Raw genomic sequence first — 21,323 nt, forward strand, 5'->3', positions numbered from 1 at the left:
AGGACATGAGACCCCCTCCTTTCCATTTTTTTATAGTATTTTCAAATCAGGCTTTCGGCTTACAGGCCTTGATTTTTAAGGTAAACAGCTAGGTCTACACAACGGTTGGAGTATCCAGTTTCGTTATCATACCAAGATACAACTTTAACCATGTTGTTTTCAAGGATAAGAGTAGATAGACCGTCTACTACAGAAGAGTGAGTGTTGCCATTGTAGTCAGTAGATACAAGTGGCTCGTCGCTGTATCCAAGGATACCTTTAAGTTTGCCTTCTGCTTCTGCTTTAAGCGCTTCGTTAACTTCTTCAGCAGTAACGTCTTTGTCAAGCTCCGCAACCAAGTCTACGATAGATACGTTCGCAGTCGGTACACGCATAGCCATACCGCTAAGTTTACCATCAAGGTGTGGAAGAACTTTAGCAACTGCTTGAGCAGCACCTGTTGTTGTAGGAATGATGTTTTCCGCTGCTGCACGCGCACGACGGTAATCCTTGTGTGGAAGGTCAAGGATCTGCTGGTCATTTGTGTAAGAGTGAACAGTTGTCATCATACCGCGTTTAAGACCGAATTTCTCGTCAAGTACCTTAGCATATGGAGCAAGGCAGTTAGTCGTACAAGAAGCGTTAGAGATTACATGGTGAGAATCTTTGTCGTATTTGTCTTCGTTAACTCCCATTACGACTGTAAGGTCTTCCCCTTTAGCTGGAGCAGAGATGATAACTTTCTTCGCGCCTGCATCCAAGTGTTTCTTAGCATCTTCACGTTGAGTGAAACGGCCGGTAGATTCAATTACGATATCTACACCGTGATCTCCCCAACCAAGTTGCGCAGGATCTTTTTCAGAAAGTACTTTAATTTCTTTACCACCAACGATAAGGTTGTCACCGTTTGTAGATACTTCCTGATCCAACTTACCATGTACAGTATCGTACTGTAGAAGGTGTGCAAGCATGTTAGCGTCTGTAAGGTCGTTTACTGCAACTACCTCAACGTCGTTGTTTTTCAACGCAGCGCGGAATACGTTACGTCCAATACGTCCAAAACCGTTAATACCAATTCTTACTGTCATGCAAAATTCCTCCTTGATGATTAAAAAATCATTTATTTAAAGGGATAAACCCCTTATTAACTCTTGTGCAGCCCCTTCATCCGTGATGAGGACATTACTTTGTCCGGGCTGGAAATAAGATGCGATCGCCTGGGCTTTGGAACGGCCGCCTGCGACAGCGATGACGTGCTCTGCATCCTTCAGATCTTCTAATTGAAGGCCGACGGTGCGGACTTTATGAACAACTTCCCCACTTCTATTGAAGTAATATCCGAAAGCTTCCCCGACAGCATGGTTCTCTTTGATGAGCTCCAGCTGTTCCCGGGATGTTTTCCGTCGTTCAGCCATCGTCAGGGCGTCTCCTACTCCGTGGATGACGATATCCGCATGGCGGATGATTTCAAGCACTTCTTTAATGGAAGGCTCTTTTTTTATCGTCATATAGGATTCTTCACTAAGTGGATCGGGTACATAAAGAAGACGATAGTCTCCTTTTGCTTTTTTGGCCATTTCAGCACAGATCGTATTGGCCTGATTCTCCACTCTCTCCCCAAGACCGCCGCGGGCAGGCACATACAGGCACTGGTCGGCTCCACGGTATGGACGCATCATTTGTGCGACAGCGGCCATCGTGGATCCACCTGTAATGGCGATTGCTTGATTGGGGACAATATGCCTTTTCAAATACTCGGTACACGCTTTTCCCATCTCTTGTTTAACCCAAGGGAGCTCATCGCTGTCTCCAGGAACAACAACAGCATAATCTAGGTTTAATTTATCCTTAAGCTGCTGTTCTAAAACCTTTATTCCCGTGACCTCTTTAATAAACTCGGCTAGCTGTTCAAGAATGTTCTGCCCTTCATATGTCAAATGCATACCTCTGGACGTAATCTCGACGGCGCCTTGTTTATTAAGAAAATCAACCTCACTTCGAACGGTACGCTCAGCGAGTGCTATGTTCTCCGCCAACGCCCTCCGCCCGACTGGCTGCATGATCTGAATGTAGTACAACAACTGATAACGCCGCTGCATAACGTCCAGAACGTCGGGGAATAATTTCTTCTGTAAGTCGATGAACGCTCTCATGGAAAAAGCTCCTTCTTTGAAATAATACCAACCGGGATAATTTATGTCCCAGCCAGTCATATTCTGTCCCGCTTGGAGCAAAAAAATATCTTATTACAGGTTTAATATTAACAGTCGCTCCGGCTAATCGCAAGCAGAATACGACACGTTTTTTATTGTAAACGCTTTTCCAACTGGAAATAGTCTATGCTTCTATAATCCAATGTCTCGCCTGAGATATCGACCACCGGTATTTCAAGTATATATTTCTCCAATAGATCTGGATTATCCTCAATATTTACTTCCAATACATGTGCATCGAACAGTTCGATCAGCTGTTTTACCTCTTCACACAATTTACAACCCGGCCTGCTGTACAAGACTACCTCCTTCATATGAACACCCCTTTCCTTACAAAAAAGGCACGCTTATGAAGCGTGCCCGGTCTTATCGTAAAAACCATTGTCGATTTTCATTTTCCTCTTTTTCAGAAAGTCCGTTAACTCTTCGCCTACATAATTCTCGGGTGTACGTTTCAGCGACTCATAATTGAAGGACAGCTTCCGCTGACGCTGCATGTCGAACACGTGGATCCGTCTGTCTTCAGATATTTCCTCAGTCGACAACATTTTGTAACGGATTAGGTTTGTCATATATACCCCTTTTCTATTCCAAAGCGAAAAGTATCTCATCTATTATATAAATTCTAACATACTCCGACCCTTTAAGGAACTACATTACGATAGCAAAACCAAATAAATGTTCGTATCATTTCTGTGCGTATTTTGTATAACTTTAATCTAAAGAACATCTTTGTAACTGCAGATCATCCTTCAAATATCATTATCTTTATATAATAACAGATACACACAAAATAAAAACCCCGATCTTCTCAATGAATGATCGGGGTTTTTATCACATTATGTATTTTCAGCGCGCCTGAGAGGATTCGAACCCCCGACTGACGTAGAACCGGAATCTACCGCTCTATCCAACTGAGCTACAGGCGCATTAGCGACATGCAAAATCTATTATAAGGTTATTCTTAAAAAAACGCAACCTTTTCCACTACATTCCTGAAATCTTATTTATCAAGGAGGGAAATAAAGAGGAAAGGCAGAAAAATTATTCAATTACGACGTGCGACGTTTAGTAAGGAAATTTAAGGGTATGATGGTAGAAGGAAAATCGAGAAAAAGGTCGATCGTTTTTGTTTGACCTTCATTGACCTTAATTGTATGATTAATGTATTCCATCATATTGACTTGATGATAAGGAGGAATTTGAAATGAATCTAGTCCCAACAGTTATTGAACAGACAAACCGTGGAGAGCGTGCTTACGACATTTACTCCCGCTTACTTAAAGACCGTATCATCATGCTCGGCAGCCCGATCGATGATAATATCGCGAACTCTGTCGTTTCCCAGCTGCTATTCCTTGCCGCTGATGATCCGGAGAAAGATATCTCTCTATACATTAACTCTCCGGGTGGATCTATTACCGCAGGTATGGCCATCTATGATACGATGCAGTTCATCAAGCCTGATGTATCCACCATCTGTACAGGTATGGCAGCGTCTATGGGTGCGTTCCTCCTTAATGCAGGAGAACCCGGCAAACGTTACGCACTTCCTAACAGTGAAGTAATGATCCACCAGCCGCTTGGAGGTACGCAAGGACAAGCGACGGACATCGAGATTCACGCGAAACGAATTATTAAAATGCGTGAAAAATTAAACCAAATCCTTTCCGAGCGTACAGGTCAGCCGATTGAAGTAATCGAGCGCGACACAGACCGCGACAACTTTATGTCCGCACATGAAGCGGTAGAGTATGGTTTGATTGATAAGGTTATGACAAAAGTTACAGACAAATAACTCCAAAAAATCCTCTCCGGCGGTCAGCCGAAGAGGATTTTTTATTTTTTGAAATCGATACCTGCTTTGCGCTCATTCTTTCACAAGAATGTCGTCAATTCTTCACGAATGCTGTCAGACGCTCTATCGCTTCCTGTTCATCTGTACCGTCAGCAATCAATTTGATTTCTTCGTCTGTTCCGACAGCAAGACTCATTAATCCCATAATGCTTTTCGCATTTACACGCTTCTCCGCCTTTTCTATAAACACATCAGCAGAAAACTTGTTGGCTTCCTGGACAAACTGCGCGGCCGGTCTTGCCTGAAGCCCTGTGTCCAATTCAATTTTCACTTGTTTCTCAATCATCACTCACGCTCCTCTCTATAAATACCGCTCCGTTGTAAGCGGATTCAGTCCGGTGTAAAAAAGAACGCTTTCCAAAATTATGAAAGCGTTGGATTACCTAATATTATAGCACGGATTTGTTAAGCTTACATCAGTTTCTTGAGTTTTCTGCAACTTCTCCTCTGCGTACCTTTTCAGCAAACTCGTCTATTTTCCGTAAACGATGATTGATTCCTGATTTACTGATGGCACCACCTGAGACATACTCGCCCAGTTCTTTCAAGGAAACTTCCTGATATTGAAGCCGAAGCATAGCTATCTCCTGGAGTTTATCCGGAAGAGCTTCTAAACCAACCGTACGTTTTATGAACTTGATGTTCTCTACCTGACGGAACGCTGCACCGATCGTTTTATTCAAATTCGCCGTTTCGCAGTTGACGAGACGGTTCACCGAGTTTCGCATATCGCGTACAATACGTACGTCTTCGAATTTGAATAAAGCCTGGTGTGCTCCGATGTTACTAATCAATTCTGTAATTTTATCTGCTTCTTTCAAATACGTGATATAGCCCTTTTTTCTGCTCAGAGTGCGTGCATGAAGACCGAAACTGTTCATCAACGTACACAACGCTTCGTTGTGTTCCTCATCGGATGAGTAAATCTCTAAGTGATAGGAAGATGTCTCTGGATTGTTAACAGATCCCCCTGCAAGAAATGCGCCTCTCAAGTATGCACGTTTACAGCAGGTTTCTTGCAAATACTTCTCGGGAATTTCAGGATTTATCGACAGCGGCCCCTTTAATATTTCCAAGTCCTCCAGAACGATTTTCGCATTCTCCGTCAGCCTGACAATATAGACATTATTCTTTTTCAAACGCATTTTTTTCCTAACAAGCAGTTCTACCGGGTAGGGATAGAGCTTCTTGATGAGCGTATAGATTCTCCTCGCAATAGCCGCATTTTCCGTTTGGACATCGAGGATATATTCTCGATTTGAGAAGGAAAACGTCCCGTTCATTCTCACTAAAGCCGCCAATTCTGATTCCATGCAATGTGTATCCGACTCTACATTGGTCAATTCTTTCTTAATTTCTGATGCAAATGACATGATGTCCACCCCCTTTGTCGAGAAGTTACCGTTTAAAGCATGGATTGCAGTAAACGGGCAATTTTCTCTGTATCATGACGAAGCATTGGCTTGCTCCTGTCTATGATGTCTTCTTCTATTACTTCTATTCCCATCGATTTGATCCGATCGATGTCATAAACTACCGGTTCTGCATTTTCCTCGGCGTATGCCTTCCTGACACCTCGATCAATCGGCTGATTATGGACAATGACCGACTGGAGTACACCTTCACCGATATGATCGAACAGTGCCTGGATGTGATCTGCTGCCGTATAACCGGAAGTTTCCCCTTCCTGGGTCATCACATTGCAGATATACGTCACTTTTGCTTTCGTTTCCCTTAATGCCTCTCCAATTTCCGGGATGATGATATTTGGAAGGATACTGGTATACAGGCTCCCCGGAGAGATGACAATCAAGTCTGCAGCATTGATTGCTTCGACCGCTTCCGGAAGTGGCTGCACCGGTGTAGGGCTTACAAACACCTTCTTGATCCTTTTATTCTGCTTAGGAATGAGCGATTCACCTGTAACAATGGTTCCGTCTTCCATTTCTGCATGCAGGCTCATCGAATGATTGGCGATCGGGTATATGTTTCCGCGCACGTTCAGCACCCGGGAGATTTCTTTAATACCCTGATAGAAGTCCCCGGTCATCGATGCCATCGCAGCCAGTAAAAGGTTTCCCATAGAGTGACCGGATAAGCCGTTCCCATTTGAGAATCTGTGCTGAAACAACTCCAGAAGCATTGGTTCTGCATCCGACAACGCAGCTACCACGTTTCGAATATCACCAGGAGCCGGGATTGCCATTTCCGTCCGCAGACGACCCGAGCTGCCTCCGTCGTCTGCTACGGTAACAATTGCGGATAAATCAATGGGCAGATACTTCAAACCGCGTAACAAGACCGGCATTCCAGTCCCGCCTCCTACGACGACGACGCGTGGTTTCGTTTTCTTATCCATCCCTTACCGACCCTTTCTCTTCTCAATGTCTCGATGAGTCACGTGGGTGACAAAGTCTGAGGAGAAATATTCGCACAAATGCTCGGCCAATGCGACAGAGCGGTGCTGACCGCCTGTACAACCGATCGCAACTACGAGCTGGCTCTTTCCTTCCCTTTTATACTGGGGAAGCATGAATTGGAGAAGATCCTTCAATTTCTCAAGGAATTTCTGAGTGTCCGACCATTTAAAAACATACGAAGACACCTCTGTATTCAATCCGGTTAGAGGACGCATGTGTTCCACGTAATGGGGGTTTGGGAGAAAACGAACGTCAAACATTAGATCTGCATCAATAGGCACCCCGTACTTAAAACCGAACGACACCATCTGGACAGAAAAGACCTGCTGTTCTCTCTGACGATAGTTCTCTATGATTTGTTCACGTAATTCTTTAGGCTTTAATGTGGTGGTGTCAATGATTTTCTGAGATCTTCCCCGAAGCTCATCCAACATCTTACGTTCTTTCCTTATCCCTTCAAGGGGAAGCCCGTCTTTCGCAAGTGGATGAGAACGCCTTGTTTCTTTATAGCGGGACACAAGTGATTGATCCTCTGCGTCGAGAAATAGAATATGCTCCTGCAACCACTCTTCTTTACCCAGCCGGTCCAGCGAGTCAAATAAGGAATCAAAGAATTCTCTTCCACGCAGATCCATGACAAGAGCCACGTTTTGTATATTATTGCTCGAATCTTTCATCAGTTCCAGGAACTTTGGAAGGAGAGCGGGTGGTAAATTATCGACACAAAAAAAACCGAGATCTTCAAAACTTTGAACAGCCACAGTTTTTCCTGCGCCTGACATTCCTGTGATAATGACTAACTGCGTTTCATCTGTATCCATATGCATCGTTTGCATCGCTCCTCATTTTTCAGGCTGAGACGGGTCCAGTTCCTTATCAAGCAACTGGAAGTCCGTCGTATATACAAATGTTCCATATACTTGTTCCTTACTGTTGAGAAGATGGTGGAAAATTTCCCGGTCTCCTTCAGCCATCGGCTTTTGAAGCACGTCGTCTACGTGTACCCACTCCAGTTCACCTTCTTCGCTGATTTCAAGGAGTTCTCCTGTATAGGAAGTGCTGTAAAAAGTGAACATCATCCATTCCTGAACGGTCGTTCCTTCTTCACGCATGACGAACGTGAAAGAACCGCGCATTTCAGGATCTGTGACGGTCAATCCCGTCTCTTCCCAAAATTCACGGACAGCTGAATCTTTGATGTTTTCGCCTGCTTCCATTTTCCCGCCCGGTGCTACATACCATCCTCGGCGCGGCTTTTTCAATAACAGTACATAATCATTCACATGTAATACACAGTTTGCTACACGTTGCATTCTCCAGTCACCTCTGTTTCTTTCTGAAAAGGCATCTTCCCCCATTATACAATGAATACACAGACGCCCACAATGATTGGATTGATACGCCTGGTCCAAAGCGCAAAAAAAGGCACAGATGACATGCACCTGTGCCTGATGGAAAAATCTATTAAAGGGGGGTCAATTGCTTGATTTCATCATAACAAGTGAATGTTTCACACGTGTTACACATGCGTTAAAAAGCTGTGTTAATTGACCACTTTCAATTCTTCTAAAAGGTTCTCGATATAGTGCTGCGCAGATTGAGCGGCGATACTGCCGTCACCAGTCGCAGTGACGATTTGCCGCAGCTCTTTCTCACGAATATCCCCGGCTGCAAAAATACCAGGAACTTTCGTTTCCATGTTTTCGTCTGTTTCAATATAACCTTGTTCATTCGTAATCCCAAGGCTTTCAAAAGGCTTACTCAGAGGATTCATTCCAATATAAATGAATGCACCGTTCGTATCAAACTCCTGCGTTTCGCCTGTTTTATTGTTGTGAAGTGTGACACTTCCCACTTTCCCGTCTTTATCATTGATGGATTTAACAACCGTATCCCAGATGAATTCGATCTTATCGTTATCAAATGCACGGTCTTGAAGGATTTTCTGTGCACGAAGCTCATCGCGACGGTGTATAATCGTAACTTTGCTGGCAAAGCGAGTGAGATATACCCCTTCTTCTACAGCGGAATCTCCGCCTCCTACAACGACGAGTTCTTTATCACGGAAGAAAGCTCCGTCACACACCGCGCAATAGGACACACCACGACCTCCGAGCTCTTTTTCACCCGGTACACCTAGTTCTTTATACTGGGCGCCGGTCGTCACGATGACAGCACGGGCTTTATACTCCTTATTACCGGCACGGACCGTCTTATATTCCTTGCCGTCTATAACTTCTTTAATATCTCCGTACGCATACTCCGCACCGAATTTCTTCGCGTGCTCGAACATTTTATTGGAAAGGTCCGGACCAAGAATGCTTTCATATCCAGGATAGTTCTCTACATCTTCCGTGTTTGCCATCTGACCGCCGGGTACGCCGCGTTCAATCATAAGCGTATCCAGGTTGGCACGGGAAGCGTATACGGCAGCAGTCATTCCAGCAGGACCGGCTCCTGCAATGATTACATCATAAATACGTTCTTCCGTCATTGATTATCCACTCCTTCGTTAGCATAGACACTGTTGTCTGATGTCTTAATCATAATAAATCAAGTGCAACCCGTCCATCAATGTGCTTAAATAAGCGGACTGCAAAACCGCATCGACATAAGACAAGCGCCGCAGTGAAGGACTGGACTTCACAGAAGCGCTCAGCTTATGTCCGTGTATGCAGGAAGGGAAGCCGCAGGATATTTGTTATACCTCTTCCCACGGTCCGCCTTCATCCGCCATCTTAGGAAACTGTTTGCAGCCTTTTTCCCAAAGCTGAAGGGCCTTGGAAGGGTTGCCTGTATGATATACAGCAATGCTGTACCATTTATAATAGCCTCTCCGTCGAGTCACTTGTCTATCCTTCAATAGACGGAACCGATCCACGGCTTCCTGATAGTGGCCCGCCCTTGTAAGAATTTCGGCAATTGCCACCTTCTGTTGCTCATGCATCGGATAAACATTACGCAGCAGACGGACATAATTCATCGCTTCCTCCGTCTTTCCCTGTTTTAATAAAAAGACGGCCAGATTCACATAACTTTGGATGTTAGAATGATCTTCTTCCAATATCGAACGTTCAAATTCCAAAGCCGCCTCCTGATCGCCGTTCATAAATAATGCATAGGCATATTTATGCTTCGCAAGCGAAAATTCCGGAAATGATTCCATCATTTCCTCCAGAACACTCAATGCCTGAGGCCACTCTTCGTGCTCTAGGTGATAAAAAGCTGTCTCCTGATAGATAAGAAGTTCATCTTCATCTTCAAATGCCCAATCATCTTCTTCGTCCTCTTCTTCTAAGTTATCCAACATGTCCCGAAGCTGTAAGGCAGCGTCCTCGAACTCTCCGTCCTCTGCCTGTTCCAAATAGGTTTCTACATACTTCTTCGCGTCACTTAAAAGACCAAGATGTGCATAATTGTTCGCCATCAAATAATAGCAATCGACATATTCTTTGCCGAACTGCGCCAACACTTCCGTCAATACCTGATTGGCAGCATGATAAGAACCAACTTCCGTGTACACGACAGAAAGTTGGCACTGATAGAGCGGTTCATCGGGAGAAGCTTCCATCGCTTTTTTCAGCCACTTCACAGCAGCACTGAAACGACGCTTTTTGAAAGCCTGAATCCCATGGGTGAAATAAAACGACCCTGATGGAAGAAATGGGATAATATTCGTATCCTTTTGTGCCGCTGTTTCTTTTAGTGATGTCGTCATGACTGTCCCCCTATTTCCGTTTCCAATCTCACTAGTTATGCAGTATAACATAAATGTCGATATAGAAATAGGAGAAAAAGGTAACAAAATCAGGAGTGTCTCTGCTCCAACACTTTCAGCACTTCATCAAGAGGAACACCACAATCCGTCAGAACCATCATCAAGTGGAACAGAAGATCGGCCGATTCCATAGCCAGTTCTTTCGGATCGTCGTTCTTCGCTGCGATAATCACTTCCCCGGCTTCTTCTCCTATTTTCTTAGCGATTCTGTCGATGCCTTCTGCAAACAGCTGCCCTGTATAAGAATCCTCAGGGAGTGATGCTTTCCGTTCTGCAAGAATCGTCTGCAGTGTATCAAGAATCTGATACCGCTCTTCTTTAGGCTCTACGCCTGTGTTTGTCAGTTCCTCTGAAAAACAGCTGTAGTCCCCTTTATGACAGGCAGGACCAGCCGGGATAACCTGTACGAGCAAGGCATCCTGATCACAGTCATAGTGGATACTTGTTACACGCTGCGTATTCCCGGAAGTCTGACCCTTGTACCAAAGTTCTTCTCTGGAGCGACTGTAAAACACCGTTTCTTCTTTACGAAGGGTTTCTTTCAAAGATTCTTCACTCATGTAAGCAAGTGTCAATACAGTCTTAGACCTTGCATCCTGGACAATCGCAGGGACCAAGCCCTTTTCATCGTACTTCACATCGCTCATATTCATCGCACCGGCACTCCTTTTTCCTTCAAATAGGTTTTCACATTTGCTACGGATGTTTCTTTATAATGGAAGATCGAAGCTGCCAGGGCAGCGTCTGCATCGACCTCCGTGAATACTTCATGAAAATGTTCGGCGTGCCCCGCTCCTCCGGAAGCAATAACAGGAACGGAGACGACTTGCTGAACGGCTTTCAAAAGCGGAAGGTCAAATCCGGTTTTCTCGCCATCTTTATTCATGGAAGTAAGGAGGATTTCACCGGCACCCAGTCGAACTCCTTCTTCCGCCCATTCGGTCACAAGCCAGTCTGTCGGTGTCCTCCCGCCGTGCGTGTAAACCCTCCAGTCTCCCGCTTCTTCGTCATACCTTGCATCAATGGCAAGCACGATGCATTGACTGCCGAAAAAATCTGAACCTTCTCGTATTAAATCCGGCCGTAATACTGCTGCGGAATTAAGGGACACCTTGTCCGCGCCGTTCCGAAGCGTCTCCTTCATATCTTCAAGGGTGCGAATGCCGCCACCTACAGTGAACGGTATCGCAAGCTCGGAAGCGACAGCCCTTACGACGTCAATCATCGTTTTCTTCCCTTCATGGGTTGCGGAAATGTCAAGGAAGACCAGTTCGTCCGCTCCTTGTTCATCATACACCTTCGCCAGTTCCACAGGATCACCGGCATCACGGATGTCGACAAATTGGATACCTTTGACAACCCGCCCCTCTTTCACATCCAAACATGGAATGATCCGTTTCGATAACATCAGTCCTCCTCCACTTCTAATGCTTCACGCAAAGTGAATTGATTCGTGTATAGCGCTTTACCGATTATAGAACCGACTACGTGCTTATCGCTGTATTCTTTCAGTTCTGTTAAATCATCCAGTCCTTTAATTCCACCGGAAGCAATGACATTAACACCGGTCTCTACGGCAAGCCGGGCTATTTCTTCCGTATTTGGTCCGGAAAGCATTCCATCTTTAGCAATGTCCGTATAAATAAACGTTTCCGCTCCTGCTTCGGCCAGCTCTTTACCTAAATCCACCGCACGAACCTTGGATTGCTCCAGCCATCCGGCTGTAGAAACGAAGCCATTCCTTGCATCAAGACCGATGGCAATCCTTCCGCCGTATTTCCTCAACAGTTGCTTCGTGGCTTCTGTGTCGCTGACGGCAAGTGAACCGATAATGACACGGTCAACTCCTTTATCCAAGTAGTAGCGTACATCATCTTCCGTACGGATGCCCCCGCCGATCTGGACACGACAATCGAGCTCTTCAGCTGTACGAATAACATATTCCGCGTTCTTTCTTGAACCCGCTTTGGCACCGTCAAGGTCCACCATATGGATCCATGATGCACCGGCTTCCGCGAACTCTTTTGCTACTTCAAAAGGGTTCTCGCCATAAATCGTCTCTTTTGCGAAGTCCCCCTGTTCTAAACGAACACACTTGCCGCCACGCATATCGATGGCCGGGTATATAGTGAAAGTCATGATTATACCACTCCCTGTTTACACATTACTTTGCAAAAATTCTCGAGCAGCTGCATCCCTGCCCGCCCACTCTTTTCCGGATGGAATTGACTTGCAACGAGATTTTCTTTACCGATGATCGCAGGAACTTCGACATGATAGTCGGAAGTCGCATAAAGAATTTCCCTGGCTTCAGTCCTGGCCACATAAGAATGGACAAAGTAGACATGTTCCGCTTTCACATTGGCAAGGAGAGGCTCGCCCGGCTTGTGAATATCAAGCTCGTTCCATCCCATATGAGGAACCTTATAAGACTTACCTTCTTCATCTACACCTGGAAAACGGGTGATGGTTCCTGGAAAGAGGCCTAAACCCTCCGTCCATCCGCCCTCTTCACTGGATTCGAATAGCAGCTGCATACCAAGACAGATCCCGTACAACGGAACACCTCTCGATACCTCCGCTTTGATGAATGGGATGAACCCATGAAGATCGAGAGCTTTCATCGCATCTGGGAAGGCTCCCACACCCGGCAGTATGTAGCCGTCGCAACCTTCCAGCAGTTCGGGACGGTCTCCGATACAATAGTCGACACCGATTCGCTCCAGCGCCTTGGAAACACTGAATAAATTGCCCATTCCATAATCAATTATTCCGATCATTTCACAAACTTCCTTTCGTACTCGGCACACCCTTCACACGCGGATCAATGGTCGTTGCTTCATCCAAGGCTCGCCCAAGCGCTTTGAACATAGCTTCGATAATGTGATGGGTGTTTATGCCGTGGTGCAGAACAATATGTAGGTTCATCCGCGCTTCGACTGCAAGCTTCCAGAAGAACTCATGGACGTTCTCCGTATCAAATGTACCTACCTTATCTTTGGGAAGTTCTGCTCTCCATTCCAAGTGCGGTCGATCACTCAAATCAACAGCCACCGTTACAAGCGTTTCATCCATAGGGAGCGTCATAGACCCGTAGCGCTTCATCCCGTACTTATCCCCGACAGCCTTCCTCAGTGCCTGTCCAAGGCAGATGCCTATGTCTTCGGTCAAGTGGTGATCATCCACTTCGATGTCCCCTTTACCATCCACCTTTAAATCGAACAGTCCATGCTTCGTAAACAGCTCCAGCATGTGTGACAGAAAGGGCACCTGCACATCCAAATCCGCTTTCCCCTGCCCGTCTACATTGAATTCCAGTCGGATATCTGTTTCTCTTGTCGTACGTTCAATTGCTGCACTTCTCGTCAATTCCATCGCTCCTTCCTGATTTCTACTGCTCTGGCGTGACCTTCGAGACCTTCAAGACGCGCAAAGCGGGCAATTTTATCTGCATTTCTTTTCAAGGCTGCCTCGCTGTAGGATATAACACTGGATTTCTTTAGAAAATCGTCGACCGTCAAAGGGCTGGAGAACCGGGCTGTACCGTTCGTCGGAAGCACGTGGTTGGGTCCAGCAAAATAATCCCCGACAGGTTCCGAGCTGTAAGGACCTAAAAAGACGGCTCCGGCGTTTTTGATCAGAGCAAGGTCGCGGAACGGATCCTCTGTTATAACTTCCAGGTGTTCCGGTGCTATTTCATTCACCGTATCCACGGCCTCCTGCCATGTATCACAAATGATGATCATTCCGTAGTCTTCTACACTCTTTCTGGCAATATCTGACCTTGGCAGCACTTTAACCTGCGTCCGCACTTCTTCCTTTACAGCTTCTGCGAGCGCTGCACTTGTTGTTACAAGCACGCTTGAAGATCGCGCATCATGTTCCGCCTGGGAAAGGAGGTCGGCCGCCACTTCACCCGGAAACGCTGTGTCGTCAGCGAGGATGGCGATCTCACTGGGACCAGCTATCATATCGATATCCACATCCCCGAAAACTTCCCGTTTCGCAAGAGCCACGTATATATTGCCGGGACCGGTTATTTTATCAACAGGAGCTAAACTTTCTGTTCCATATGCCAATGCCGCAATCGCCTGGGCACCGCCCACTTTGAACACATTATCCACGCCCAGAATACGCGCCGCGACCAGGACACCCGCCGGCACTTTGCCATCACTTCCAGGAGGAGTGACCATGACAATACGTTCCACTCCGGCTACCTGCGCAGGAATGACATTCATAAAAACAGAAGATGGATAGGCAGCTGTCCCTCCCGGCACATACACACCTGCTGCTGCGATTGCTGTAATCTTCTGGCCGAGAATCGAACCGTCCTGCGTGGTGTCAAACCATGAATTCGGGAGCTGCTTTTCATGGAATCGGCGAATATTTGCCGCTGCCTCTTCCAAGATTTCTACATACCCGCCCTCTAGCGATTCATAAGCCTCCTCGAATTCTGCTTCCGACACTTGGATGGAATTCAGCATAATACCGTCAAACTTTTGTGTGTAGTCTATAAGTGCCTGGTCCCCCATGACTTTAACATCCTGGATGATAGACTGCACCGTCTTCCGCTGCTCTTCTGTTCCTTGATCAACACTTCGCTTCAAGGAGATCCGGTCACTCTTCTTTACTATCTTCATGCCTTTTCTCCTTCCATGACCAGACTCAAATTGGTAACCATCTGTTCGATTTCCTCACTTTTCAGTCGGTAGCTGACCGGGTTCACAATTAAACGGGACGTAATTTCTGTGATTTTTTCATATTCGATCAGACCGTTCTCCTTAAGCGTACGACCTGTCGATACAATATCGACAATTCGATCAGCGAGACCGATCAGCGGTGCCAGTTCGATGGAACCATTAAGCGGAATGATTTCTATCTGTTCTCCCTGTTCACGGAAATAGTCGGAAGCGACTTTGGGATACTTAGTCGCAATCTTTGGAGCAATTCTGCTGAGCGGCTGATCAGGAAGACCAGCAACAGCAAGGTAACAAGGGCTGATTTTCAAATCGAGAACTTCATATACATCCCGGTCCTGTTCAAGTAGGACGTCCTTGCCGGCGATGCCGATATCTGCTGCCCCGTACTCGACATAAGTCACGACATCCATCGGTTTTGCCATCATCACTCGGATATTCTCATCAGGAAACTCCAAAATCAATTTTCTTGATTCATCAAGATCGGCGCCCAGTTCATAACCTGCCCGCTTCATTAGTTCCGCTGCTTCTTCATAAATACGTCCTTTCGGCATGGCAATCGTCAATGGTTTACTCATTCCCGCTACCACCTTTCGTTACATCCACCGTTTCTGCTAACTCCTTACGAAATGCTTGAATATCCGGGATTTGATCCATATGCTGAAGCAATACTTTTCTCCCCGTCTCCCGATAGTCAGAAGCTAGAGAAAGACCCTTCTGAAAGCTGTCATCATCGACAATGATTCCTACCCGTTCGTCGCTTCCTTCCCTCTCGTCCAATGCTTCCACTAGACGTTCCAGGTGAATGGCAAAGCCTGTAGCGGATGCATTCAGCTGGAAAGAAGGAAGCAGTGTATCGTATCGGCCGCCGTTGCAGAGCAGCGCACCTATGTGTGGTGCATACCCTTCGAATAGAATTCCTGTGTAGTAGTCCATATGGCTGATCAAATTCAGGTCGAAATGAATGTAGCGTTCGACGCCATATTGTTTGAGCAGTCGGAATAACTGCTTCAATTCATTTACCGCCTGCATACATGATTGATTACGGGCAAGGGACCGGCTTGCATCGAATATTTCTTCTCCGCCCTTCAAGTTTAAAAGCTGGAGCAAAGCATCCTGCTTATCCCCGCTGATCGTAAGTTCCTTGACCGCTTCTCTATATCCCACATAATTCTTACGGTATAAGTAATTCAAGAGCTTTTCCATTGTTTCCTGCTCTTCTCCGAGGAGGTCCTGGAAAAATGCCTTCACATAGCCGATATGCCCGACTGTAACGACAAAGTCCTGCAGCCCCGTCCGTTTCAAAGATTCGACGAGTAGTGCGATTACTTCCGCATCGGCATATGACGAATGATCACCAATCAGCTCCGTGCCTACCTGCTCGAACTGGGCAGGCTTCCCGCCTTCCGTCTGTTGCGCACGGAACACCGGTCCATCATAAGCAAGCCTGAGAGGGAACTCTGAGTTTTTAAGCTGGGATGCAGCCACTCTTGCAATTGGTGCGGTCATATCCGGGCGCAGCACCAACGTGTGTCCCTGCTGATCGAGAAGCTTGAACAATTGTGTATCAAGCGTAGCACTCACTTTTCCAACTGTTTCGTGATATTCCATGATCGGCGTATCCATAAAAGAATAGCCATAAGATAAGATTGTATCGGCTAATTTTTTACGTGCATTCGTTTTTTGATTATGAAAGAAGGGCAGCGTGTCTCGCATCCCTAAAGGTTTTTCAAACATTAGACGTTTAACCAACGGAACTCATCCTTTCCCCAAATCCTTTAGTCTGCTAATATGCTAACAAAATAAAGATAGTGCGTCAAACATCTTTTCCTTTTTTTGCTTTTATTCATCAATGATAGCAGAAAATGTCGAAATATTTCTGTAAATACGACATCTTATCATAAAAATATGCTTGAAATAGACGCTTTTCTCGTTTATTGCTAAAAATGGATTATATTTATTGCCTTCTGTTAACCTTTTCTCGGAGCACAGAAAAAGAGCCCCTCCATTAAGAAAGGCTCTTTTATCTTTCCCTTGTATTCATTAAAAATAAGAAAGCAATTAAAGAGGCTGGAATCTTCCCCCTCTCTTTCCACTCAATCAAACAGCCGGGCATCTTCTCAAACCGGTCCGCCGCTTCCGAAGGGATCGCACCACGCTTGATCATTGCCCATTCCTTACCAGCTTGATCTTTAACAAGAAAATGACCGATAAAGGCATCCCCTTCTGCAGTCCAGCGCTTATTATCCGTCCCGACATAGACAATCGTACGTTTCCCGGATTCCCGGTCTTTTGTTTCTTTGGTATAAGCGACGTACTCACCCGCATGGTTCTGAACGTACCCTCGCCAAGCAAATCCTCCTTTTTTCTCCATCGTGTACAAGAGGTTTCCTTCTCTGTCCGTCACTTCACATTCAAAGGAACGAATGTCAGACACAGAAAGCAATACAGAAAGCTTTCTCCAAAGCGGATACTTCCCCAGTTTCCTTTCCTCTGCTTCTGCATATACGGCTCCATCCATATCCACCAGCACCGCATGGGCGGAATCTAATGTTTTCTGACCGACATACATCCTGCCTGGGACCCTCTCAATGGTCAAGGACGTTTCGTCAGCCTTGACATGCATATCCGTTTTCTTTGCTTTCTTCCAATCAACAAAACCAGTTCGCAAAAGACCGATTCCGCCCAGCGTGAAAGCGAATGAGTATAAACCCATGAATGCAATAGAGACAGACCGGTACCAAAATAGTTCAACAAGGAAAAGAACCGCTAATATGGACAGCACCGTCCCTGCCAGCAGTTGGCGTTTCGCATCCTTTTTAATAAGTTCCTCTACACTCGTCATAGGTATCCCTCCTCTAACTGTTTCTACGGTTTGACTTAGAGAAAGGTTCCACTTCGCTGAAAACTGACTGTTGTTAACAAAAAAGCCTCTCCTAATTGGAGAGGCTTCTTTAGCAGGTCTTTATACAAACTCCACCGGTTTAACTGCTTCTTCAAGCAGAAGGTTCAGTTCTTTCGTGTACTCTTGTTTCTGCTGTTCGGAATACCCAAGTGCAGTCGTCAAGTATTCAATGACGGAATCCTTGTGCTCATGTACCCAGTTGATATCAAAGAACAGAGCACCTGTACGGCGGACAAAGAAATCGACCGGCTTCATAACCAGTTCATTCTCCAATCCGTACGTAAGCTGAGCGAATACAACAGGATCCACGCCGGCTTGTTCCGCTTCCTGCCTGCGATTCTTAAGGTTTTGGAAAACCTTATCGACATTAGCACCATACAGGCGGATCAATTTATCCGCTACTTTAGCGTCCAGGCCGATGGAATCTCCAATTTTCATCCGTTCTTCTTTGAATTTCTTAAAGCCTTTGGATCCGCCGACTTCCCCACCGGAAATAGGCATATGTTTCGTTTCTGAATCAGAGTAACGAATGCCGTACTCTTCCGTCAATTGATCACGAACAAGATCAACGGCTGTCTGTGCCATTTTACGATAACCGGTAAGTTTACCTCCGGCCATGGAAATAAGCCCGGAATCCGAAACGAAAATTTCATCCTTACGGGAGATTTCAGACGGATCTTTTCCTTCTTCATGAATAAGTGGACGAAGACCGGCCCAGCTGGATTCCACGTCATTGGCGTTAATTTCTACAGACGGGAACATCATATGAATAGAATTCAAGATATAGTCGCGGTCATCTTCAGTCATAGTCGGATGCGCAATATCTTCGTCATACGTCGTATCTGTTGTACCCACATAGGTCTTTCCATCACGAGGAATGGCAAAGACCATGCGGCCGTCCGGAGTATCAAAGTAAATCGCTTGTTTCAATGGGAACTTGGCTTGGTCAAACACAAGGTGGACACCTTTCGTCAAATGAAGGGTCTTCCCTTTTTTGGAACCATCAATTTCACGTAATTCGTCTACCCACGGACCACCTGCATTAATAATTTTCTTCGCTTTCACGTGGTACTGTTCATTCGTTACTGTATCTTCGACTTTAGCACCGGCAAGCTTGCCGCCGTCATCATAAATGAAATCAACAACTTTCGTATAGTTCGAAGACAAGGCGCCGTGTTCAACTGCTTTCTTCATGACTTCCAGAGTCAAACGGGCATCGTCTGTTTTATATTCTACATAATAGCCGGCACCTTTCAGCCCCTCACTCTTAATCAAAGGCTCACGTTTAAGCGCTTCTTCCGCACTCATCATGGTACGGCGTTCTGATTTCTTAACACCTGCCAGGTAGTCATATACCCGCAGACCGATGTTCGTGGAGAACGGACCGAAGTTACCGCCTTCATGGAACGGCAGCAGCATCCATTCAGGAGTCGTTACATGTGGACCGTTCTCATAGACGATCTCCCTTTCTTTCCCTACTTCAGCGACCATCTTCACTTCAAATTGCTTCAAATAACGCAACCCTCCGTGAACGAGCTTTGTCGAACGGCTGGATGTACCTGCTGCATAGTCCTGCATTTCTACGACAGCTGTTTTCATTCCCCGGCTTGCCGCATCTAAAGCGATTCCGGAACCGGTGATACCTCCACCAATTACTAGAACATCCCACTCTTCCTGTGCCAAACGATTTAATTGATCCTGTCTTTCATAACTAGAAAGTGATTGCATACGATCTCTCCTTCTTCCATTGATGTTCAATTTAATCGGTCTGATAGGGGTATTCCCTAAAACGGGCCCAAATATGTGTCCGATTGCTCATCGAGCGGCCGTCTCTTCCGTAGGAGAATACAAAAAAAGAGACCACGAACACCTTTATGTATAAACATAAAGTTTCGTGGTCTCTCCGTATCTCCGACCAATTTGATTAACTTATGGGTATATTATATCCTACGCTCATACGTGTGTCAAAGGCTTTACTCTTCCTGTTTAAACACCCTTGTCGCCTCCACAGCCTTCTGCCAGCCTTGATAAAGTTTTTTCCTCTTCTCTTCCTTCATGGCAGGGTCGAACTCCCGCTCCATTTCCCATTGGGAATCTATATCTTTACGGTCTTCCCAGAATCCTACCGCAAGTCCCGCCAAATAGGCAGCACCAAGAGCCGTCGTTTCATTAATTCTCGGACGCTCCACCGTAACATTCAGAAGATCACTTTGGAACTGCATCAATAAGTTGTTTTTGACCGCTCCTCCATCAACACGCAGCTTTTTCAACTCAATTCCGGAATCCTCCACCATTGCATCAACGACGTCTTTCGTCTGATACGCAAGAGAATCGAGAGTTGCACGTACAAAATGGGCTTTCGTTGTTCCGCGCGTCAGCCCGAACACAGCTCCTCGTGCTTCACTATCCCAATACGGCGTTCCCAATCCTACAAAGGCAGGTACGACATACACACCTTCCGTTGAGTTGACACTGCCGGCAATTTCTTCACTGGCAGGAGATGATTCGATCATCTCCAGTCCGTCCCTGAGCCACTGAATAGCAGAACCGGAGACGAAAATGCTCCCTTCCAGTGCATATTCCACTTTTCCATCCAACCCCCAGGCAATTGTGGTCAGCAGGCCGTTATTAGACTTAACCGCCTCTTCTCCGGTATTCATCAACATGAATCCACCAGTACCATAGGTATTCTTAGCCATGCCTTTCTCAAAACAAGCCTGCCCGAACAAAGCTGCCTGCTGATCGCCTGCTATGCCGGCAATGGGAATATTCTTTCCGAAGAAGTGATAATCCACCGTTTCTGCATAGACTTCTGATGATTCTTTTACTTCCGGAAGCATACTGGACGGAACACCAAGAATTTCAAGGAGTTCATCATCCCACTTCAAATCGAAAATATTATACATCAATGTCCGGGAAGCATTGGAATAATCCGTTACATGAGCCGCCTTCCCGGACAACTTATAGATAAGCCACGTGTCAATCGTTCCAAACATCAACTCTCCTTGATCCGCTTTTTCACGTGCTCCTTCTACATTGTCGAGAATCCATTTGACCTTCGTACCGGCAAAATAGGGATCGAGAAGCAGCCCCGTCTTTTCACGGAACGTCGGTTCATGTCCCTGCTCTTTTAACTCATTGCAGATCGGCTGCGTTTGTCTGCTCTGCCATACAATTGCCTTGTGGACCGGCTTCCCTGTATTCTTGTCCCACACAACGGTTGTTTCCCTCTGATTTGTTATACCGATGCCGGCTACTTGATCCGCTTCGACATCCGATTTTCTAAGTACATCTGCAATACACGCAAGCACAGATGTCCAGATTTCATTGGCATCATGCTCCACCCAGCCCGGCTTAGGAAAATATTGTTCAAACTCCTTTTGACCGGTCTCCACGATTTCGCCTTCTTTATTGAATAAAATTGCTCGTGAACTGGTCGTCCCCTGATCGATCGATAAAATATATTTTTCCAT

The 21,323-nt window shown here is 45.9% G+C and carries 23 protein-coding genes and 1 tRNA gene; 1 reads left to right on the forward strand and 23 read right to left on the reverse strand.

Annotation, left to right across the window (positions count from 1 at the left end; all coding sequences use genetic code 11):
• Positions 1-59: 59 nt before the first annotated feature.
• From gap to QRD89_RS14075, 5 genes are all read right to left on the reverse strand, one after another.
• The gene (gene gap, locus QRD89_RS14055) at positions 60-1,067 is read right to left on the reverse strand and encodes a type I glyceraldehyde-3-phosphate dehydrogenase (RefSeq protein WP_008634098.1); all 1,008 of its coding nucleotides are present in this window, start codon (positions 1,065-1,067) and stop codon (positions 60-62) included.
• A 36-nt stretch (positions 1,068-1,103) separates the two neighbouring features.
• Positions 1,104-2,132 (reverse strand): sugar-binding transcriptional regulator, encoded by a 1,029-nt coding sequence (locus tag QRD89_RS14060; RefSeq protein WP_026578235.1) that lies wholly within the window; start codon positions 2,130-2,132, stop codon positions 1,104-1,106.
• Between the two features lie 152 nt (positions 2,133-2,284).
• Entirely contained in the window at positions 2,285-2,506 is a 222-nt protein-coding gene (locus tag QRD89_RS14065; protein ID WP_008634095.1) for a glutaredoxin family protein, read from the reverse strand.
• A gap of 33 nt (positions 2,507-2,539) precedes the next feature.
• Positions 2,540-2,764, reverse strand: coding sequence for a hypothetical protein (locus tag QRD89_RS14070; protein ID WP_008634094.1), 225 nt, complete (start codon positions 2,762-2,764; stop codon positions 2,540-2,542).
• A gap of 281 nt (positions 2,765-3,045) precedes the next feature.
• A tRNA-Arg gene (locus QRD89_RS14075) sits at positions 3,046-3,121 on the reverse strand.
• Between the two features lie 278 nt (positions 3,122-3,399).
• Here QRD89_RS14075 and clpP point away from each other — a divergent pair.
• Positions 3,400-3,990 carry an ATP-dependent Clp endopeptidase proteolytic subunit ClpP gene (clpP, locus tag QRD89_RS14080; RefSeq protein ID WP_008634093.1) on the forward strand — a complete coding sequence of 197 codons (591 nt, stop codon included), beginning with the start codon at positions 3,400-3,402 and terminating at the stop codon, positions 3,988-3,990.
• A gap of 94 nt (positions 3,991-4,084) precedes the next feature.
• Here the strand turns inward: clpP and QRD89_RS14085 are convergent, their stop codons facing one another.
• The 18 genes from QRD89_RS14085 to glpK all read right to left on the reverse strand — a co-directional run bounded on the left by QRD89_RS14085 (position 4,085) and on the right by glpK (position 21,323).
• Positions 4,085-4,336 (reverse strand): HPr family phosphocarrier protein, encoded by a 252-nt coding sequence (locus QRD89_RS14085; RefSeq protein ID WP_008634092.1) that lies wholly within the window; start codon positions 4,334-4,336, stop codon positions 4,085-4,087.
• A gap of 130 nt (positions 4,337-4,466) precedes the next feature.
• Positions 4,467-5,423 (reverse strand): DNA-binding protein WhiA, encoded by a 957-nt coding sequence (gene whiA, locus QRD89_RS14090; protein ID WP_008634091.1) that lies wholly within the window; start codon positions 5,421-5,423, stop codon positions 4,467-4,469.
• A 32-nt stretch (positions 5,424-5,455) separates the two neighbouring features.
• Positions 5,456-6,409 (reverse strand): gluconeogenesis morphogenetic factor MgfK, encoded by a 954-nt coding sequence (mgfK, locus tag QRD89_RS14095; RefSeq protein ID WP_008634090.1) that lies wholly within the window; start codon positions 6,407-6,409, stop codon positions 5,456-5,458.
• Between the two features lie 3 nt (positions 6,410-6,412).
• On the reverse strand, positions 6,413-7,291 hold the full coding sequence (gene rapZ / locus QRD89_RS14100) for an RNase adapter RapZ (protein ID WP_152522225.1): 879 nt from the start codon (positions 7,289-7,291) through the stop codon (positions 6,413-6,415).
• 21 nt (positions 7,292-7,312) lie between these two features.
• Positions 7,313-7,783 (reverse strand): 8-oxo-dGTP diphosphatase, encoded by a 471-nt coding sequence (locus tag QRD89_RS14105; RefSeq protein ID WP_286095519.1) that lies wholly within the window; start codon positions 7,781-7,783, stop codon positions 7,313-7,315.
• A gap of 230 nt (positions 7,784-8,013) precedes the next feature.
• Positions 8,014-8,964, reverse strand: coding sequence for a thioredoxin-disulfide reductase (gene trxB / locus QRD89_RS14110; RefSeq protein ID WP_008634082.1), 951 nt, complete (start codon positions 8,962-8,964; stop codon positions 8,014-8,016).
• Positions 8,965-9,171: 207 nt separating this feature from the next.
• Positions 9,172-10,188 (reverse strand): tetratricopeptide repeat protein, encoded by a 1,017-nt coding sequence (locus QRD89_RS14115; protein ID WP_008634081.1) that lies wholly within the window; start codon positions 10,186-10,188, stop codon positions 9,172-9,174.
• A gap of 89 nt (positions 10,189-10,277) precedes the next feature.
• Positions 10,278-10,901, reverse strand: a complete 624-nt coding sequence (gene hisIE, locus QRD89_RS14120) for a bifunctional phosphoribosyl-AMP cyclohydrolase/phosphoribosyl-ATP diphosphatase HisIE (RefSeq protein ID WP_008634079.1) — start codon at positions 10,899-10,901, stop codon at positions 10,278-10,280.
• A complete protein-coding gene (gene hisF / locus QRD89_RS14125; protein ID WP_008634077.1) occupies positions 10,898-11,656 on the reverse strand; it encodes an imidazole glycerol phosphate synthase subunit HisF in 759 nt (252 codons plus the stop codon). The genes hisIE and hisF overlap by 4 nt, the downstream gene beginning before the upstream one ends.
• A complete protein-coding gene (hisA, locus tag QRD89_RS14130) occupies positions 11,656-12,387 on the reverse strand; it encodes a 1-(5-phosphoribosyl)-5-[(5-phosphoribosylamino)methylideneamino]imidazole-4-carboxamide isomerase (RefSeq protein WP_062514224.1) in 732 nt (243 codons plus the stop codon). The genes hisF and hisA overlap by 1 nt, the downstream gene beginning before the upstream one ends.
• Positions 12,388-12,389: 2 nt before the next feature.
• Positions 12,390-13,028, reverse strand: a complete 639-nt coding sequence (gene hisH / locus QRD89_RS14135; RefSeq protein WP_008634071.1) for an imidazole glycerol phosphate synthase subunit HisH — start codon at positions 13,026-13,028, stop codon at positions 12,390-12,392.
• Between the two features lies 1 nt (position 13,029).
• Positions 13,030-13,623, reverse strand: coding sequence for an imidazoleglycerol-phosphate dehydratase HisB (hisB, locus tag QRD89_RS14140; RefSeq protein ID WP_039870769.1), 594 nt, complete (start codon positions 13,621-13,623; stop codon positions 13,030-13,032).
• Positions 13,614-14,888, reverse strand: a complete 1,275-nt coding sequence (hisD, locus tag QRD89_RS14145; protein ID WP_286095520.1) for a histidinol dehydrogenase — start codon at positions 14,886-14,888, stop codon at positions 13,614-13,616. Before hisD ends, hisB begins: the two co-directional genes overlap by 10 nt.
• Positions 14,885-15,523: an ATP phosphoribosyltransferase gene (hisG, locus tag QRD89_RS14150; RefSeq protein ID WP_008634065.1), complete on the reverse strand. Its 639-nt coding sequence runs from the start codon at positions 15,521-15,523 to the stop codon at positions 14,885-14,887. Before hisG ends, hisD begins: the two co-directional genes overlap by 4 nt.
• Entirely contained in the window at positions 15,516-16,697 is a 1,182-nt protein-coding gene (locus QRD89_RS14155) for an ATP phosphoribosyltransferase regulatory subunit (RefSeq protein ID WP_008634063.1), read from the reverse strand. Before QRD89_RS14155 ends, hisG begins: the two co-directional genes overlap by 8 nt.
• A 271-nt stretch (positions 16,698-16,968) precedes the next feature.
• Positions 16,969-17,790, reverse strand: a complete 822-nt coding sequence (locus tag QRD89_RS14160) for a hypothetical protein (protein ID WP_008634061.1) — start codon at positions 17,788-17,790, stop codon at positions 16,969-16,971.
• 120 nt (positions 17,791-17,910) lie between these two features.
• Positions 17,911-19,578 (reverse strand): glycerol-3-phosphate dehydrogenase/oxidase, encoded by a 1,668-nt coding sequence (locus QRD89_RS14165; RefSeq protein ID WP_008634058.1) that lies wholly within the window; start codon positions 19,576-19,578, stop codon positions 17,911-17,913.
• Positions 19,579-19,823: 245 nt separating this feature from the next.
• A complete protein-coding gene (glpK, locus tag QRD89_RS14170) occupies positions 19,824-21,323 on the reverse strand; it encodes a glycerol kinase GlpK (RefSeq protein WP_008634055.1) in 1,500 nt (499 codons plus the stop codon).

Origin of the sequence: Halobacillus sp. ACCC02827 (assembly GCF_030291935.1) — a bacterium.
Classification (GTDB): domain Bacteria; phylum Bacillota; class Bacilli; order Bacillales; family Halobacillaceae; genus Halobacillus.

Coding starts and splice junctions, on each gene's coding strand:
- QRD89_RS14085 (WP_008634092.1), bottom strand. CDS start 4,336: ATGATTGAGAAACAAGTGAAAATTGAATTGGACACAGGGCTTCAGGCA.
- hisB (WP_039870769.1), bottom strand. CDS start 13,623: ATGGAATTGACGAGAAGTGCAGCAATTGAACGTACGACAAGAGAAACA.
- QRD89_RS14065 (WP_008634095.1), bottom strand. CDS start 2,506: ATGAAGGAGGTAGTCTTGTACAGCAGGCCGGGTTGTAAATTGTGTGAA.
- hisA (WP_062514224.1), bottom strand. CDS start 12,387: ATGACTTTCACTATATACCCGGCCATCGATATGCGTGGCGGCAAGTGT.
- glpK (WP_008634055.1), bottom strand. CDS start 21,323: ATGGAAAAATATATTTTATCGATCGATCAGGGGACGACCAGTTCACGA.
- QRD89_RS14060 (WP_026578235.1), bottom strand. CDS start 2,132: ATGAGAGCGTTCATCGACTTACAGAAGAAATTATTCCCCGACGTTCTG.
- mgfK (WP_008634090.1), bottom strand. CDS start 6,409: ATGGATAAGAAAACGAAACCACGCGTCGTCGTCGTAGGAGGCGGGACT.
- hisG (WP_008634065.1), bottom strand. CDS start 15,523: ATGAGTAAACCATTGACGATTGCCATGCCGAAAGGACGTATTTATGAA.
- QRD89_RS14165 (WP_008634058.1), bottom strand. CDS start 19,578: ATGCAATCACTTTCTAGTTATGAAAGACAGGATCAATTAAATCGTTTG.
- QRD89_RS14070 (WP_008634094.1), bottom strand. CDS start 2,764: ATGACAAACCTAATCCGTTACAAAATGTTGTCGACTGAGGAAATATCT.
- QRD89_RS14160 (WP_008634061.1), bottom strand. CDS start 17,790: ATGACGAGTGTAGAGGAACTTATTAAAAAGGATGCGAAACGCCAACTG.
- clpP (WP_008634093.1), top strand. CDS start 3,400: ATGAATCTAGTCCCAACAGTTATTGAACAGACAAACCGTGGAGAGCGT.
- hisIE (WP_008634079.1), bottom strand. CDS start 10,901: ATGAATATGAGCGATGTGAAGTACGATGAAAAGGGCTTGGTCCCTGCG.
- trxB (WP_008634082.1), bottom strand. CDS start 8,964: ATGACGGAAGAACGTATTTATGATGTAATCATTGCAGGAGCCGGTCCT.
- QRD89_RS14115 (WP_008634081.1), bottom strand. CDS start 10,188: ATGACGACATCACTAAAAGAAACAGCGGCACAAAAGGATACGAATATT.
- rapZ (WP_152522225.1), bottom strand. CDS start 7,291: ATGGATACAGATGAAACGCAGTTAGTCATTATCACAGGAATGTCAGGC.
- whiA (WP_008634091.1), bottom strand. CDS start 5,423: ATGTCATTTGCATCAGAAATTAAGAAAGAATTGACCAATGTAGAGTCG.
- hisD (WP_286095520.1), bottom strand. CDS start 14,888: ATGAAGATAGTAAAGAAGAGTGACCGGATCTCCTTGAAGCGAAGTGTT.
- gap (WP_008634098.1), bottom strand. CDS start 1,067: ATGACAGTAAGAATTGGTATTAACGGTTTTGGACGTATTGGACGTAAC.
- hisF (WP_008634077.1), bottom strand. CDS start 11,656: ATGTTATCGAAACGGATCATTCCATGTTTGGATGTGAAAGAGGGGCGG.
- hisH (WP_008634071.1), bottom strand. CDS start 13,028: ATGATCGGAATAATTGATTATGGAATGGGCAATTTATTCAGTGTTTCC.
- QRD89_RS14105 (WP_286095519.1), bottom strand. CDS start 7,783: ATGCAACGTGTAGCAAACTGTGTATTACATGTGAATGATTATGTACTG.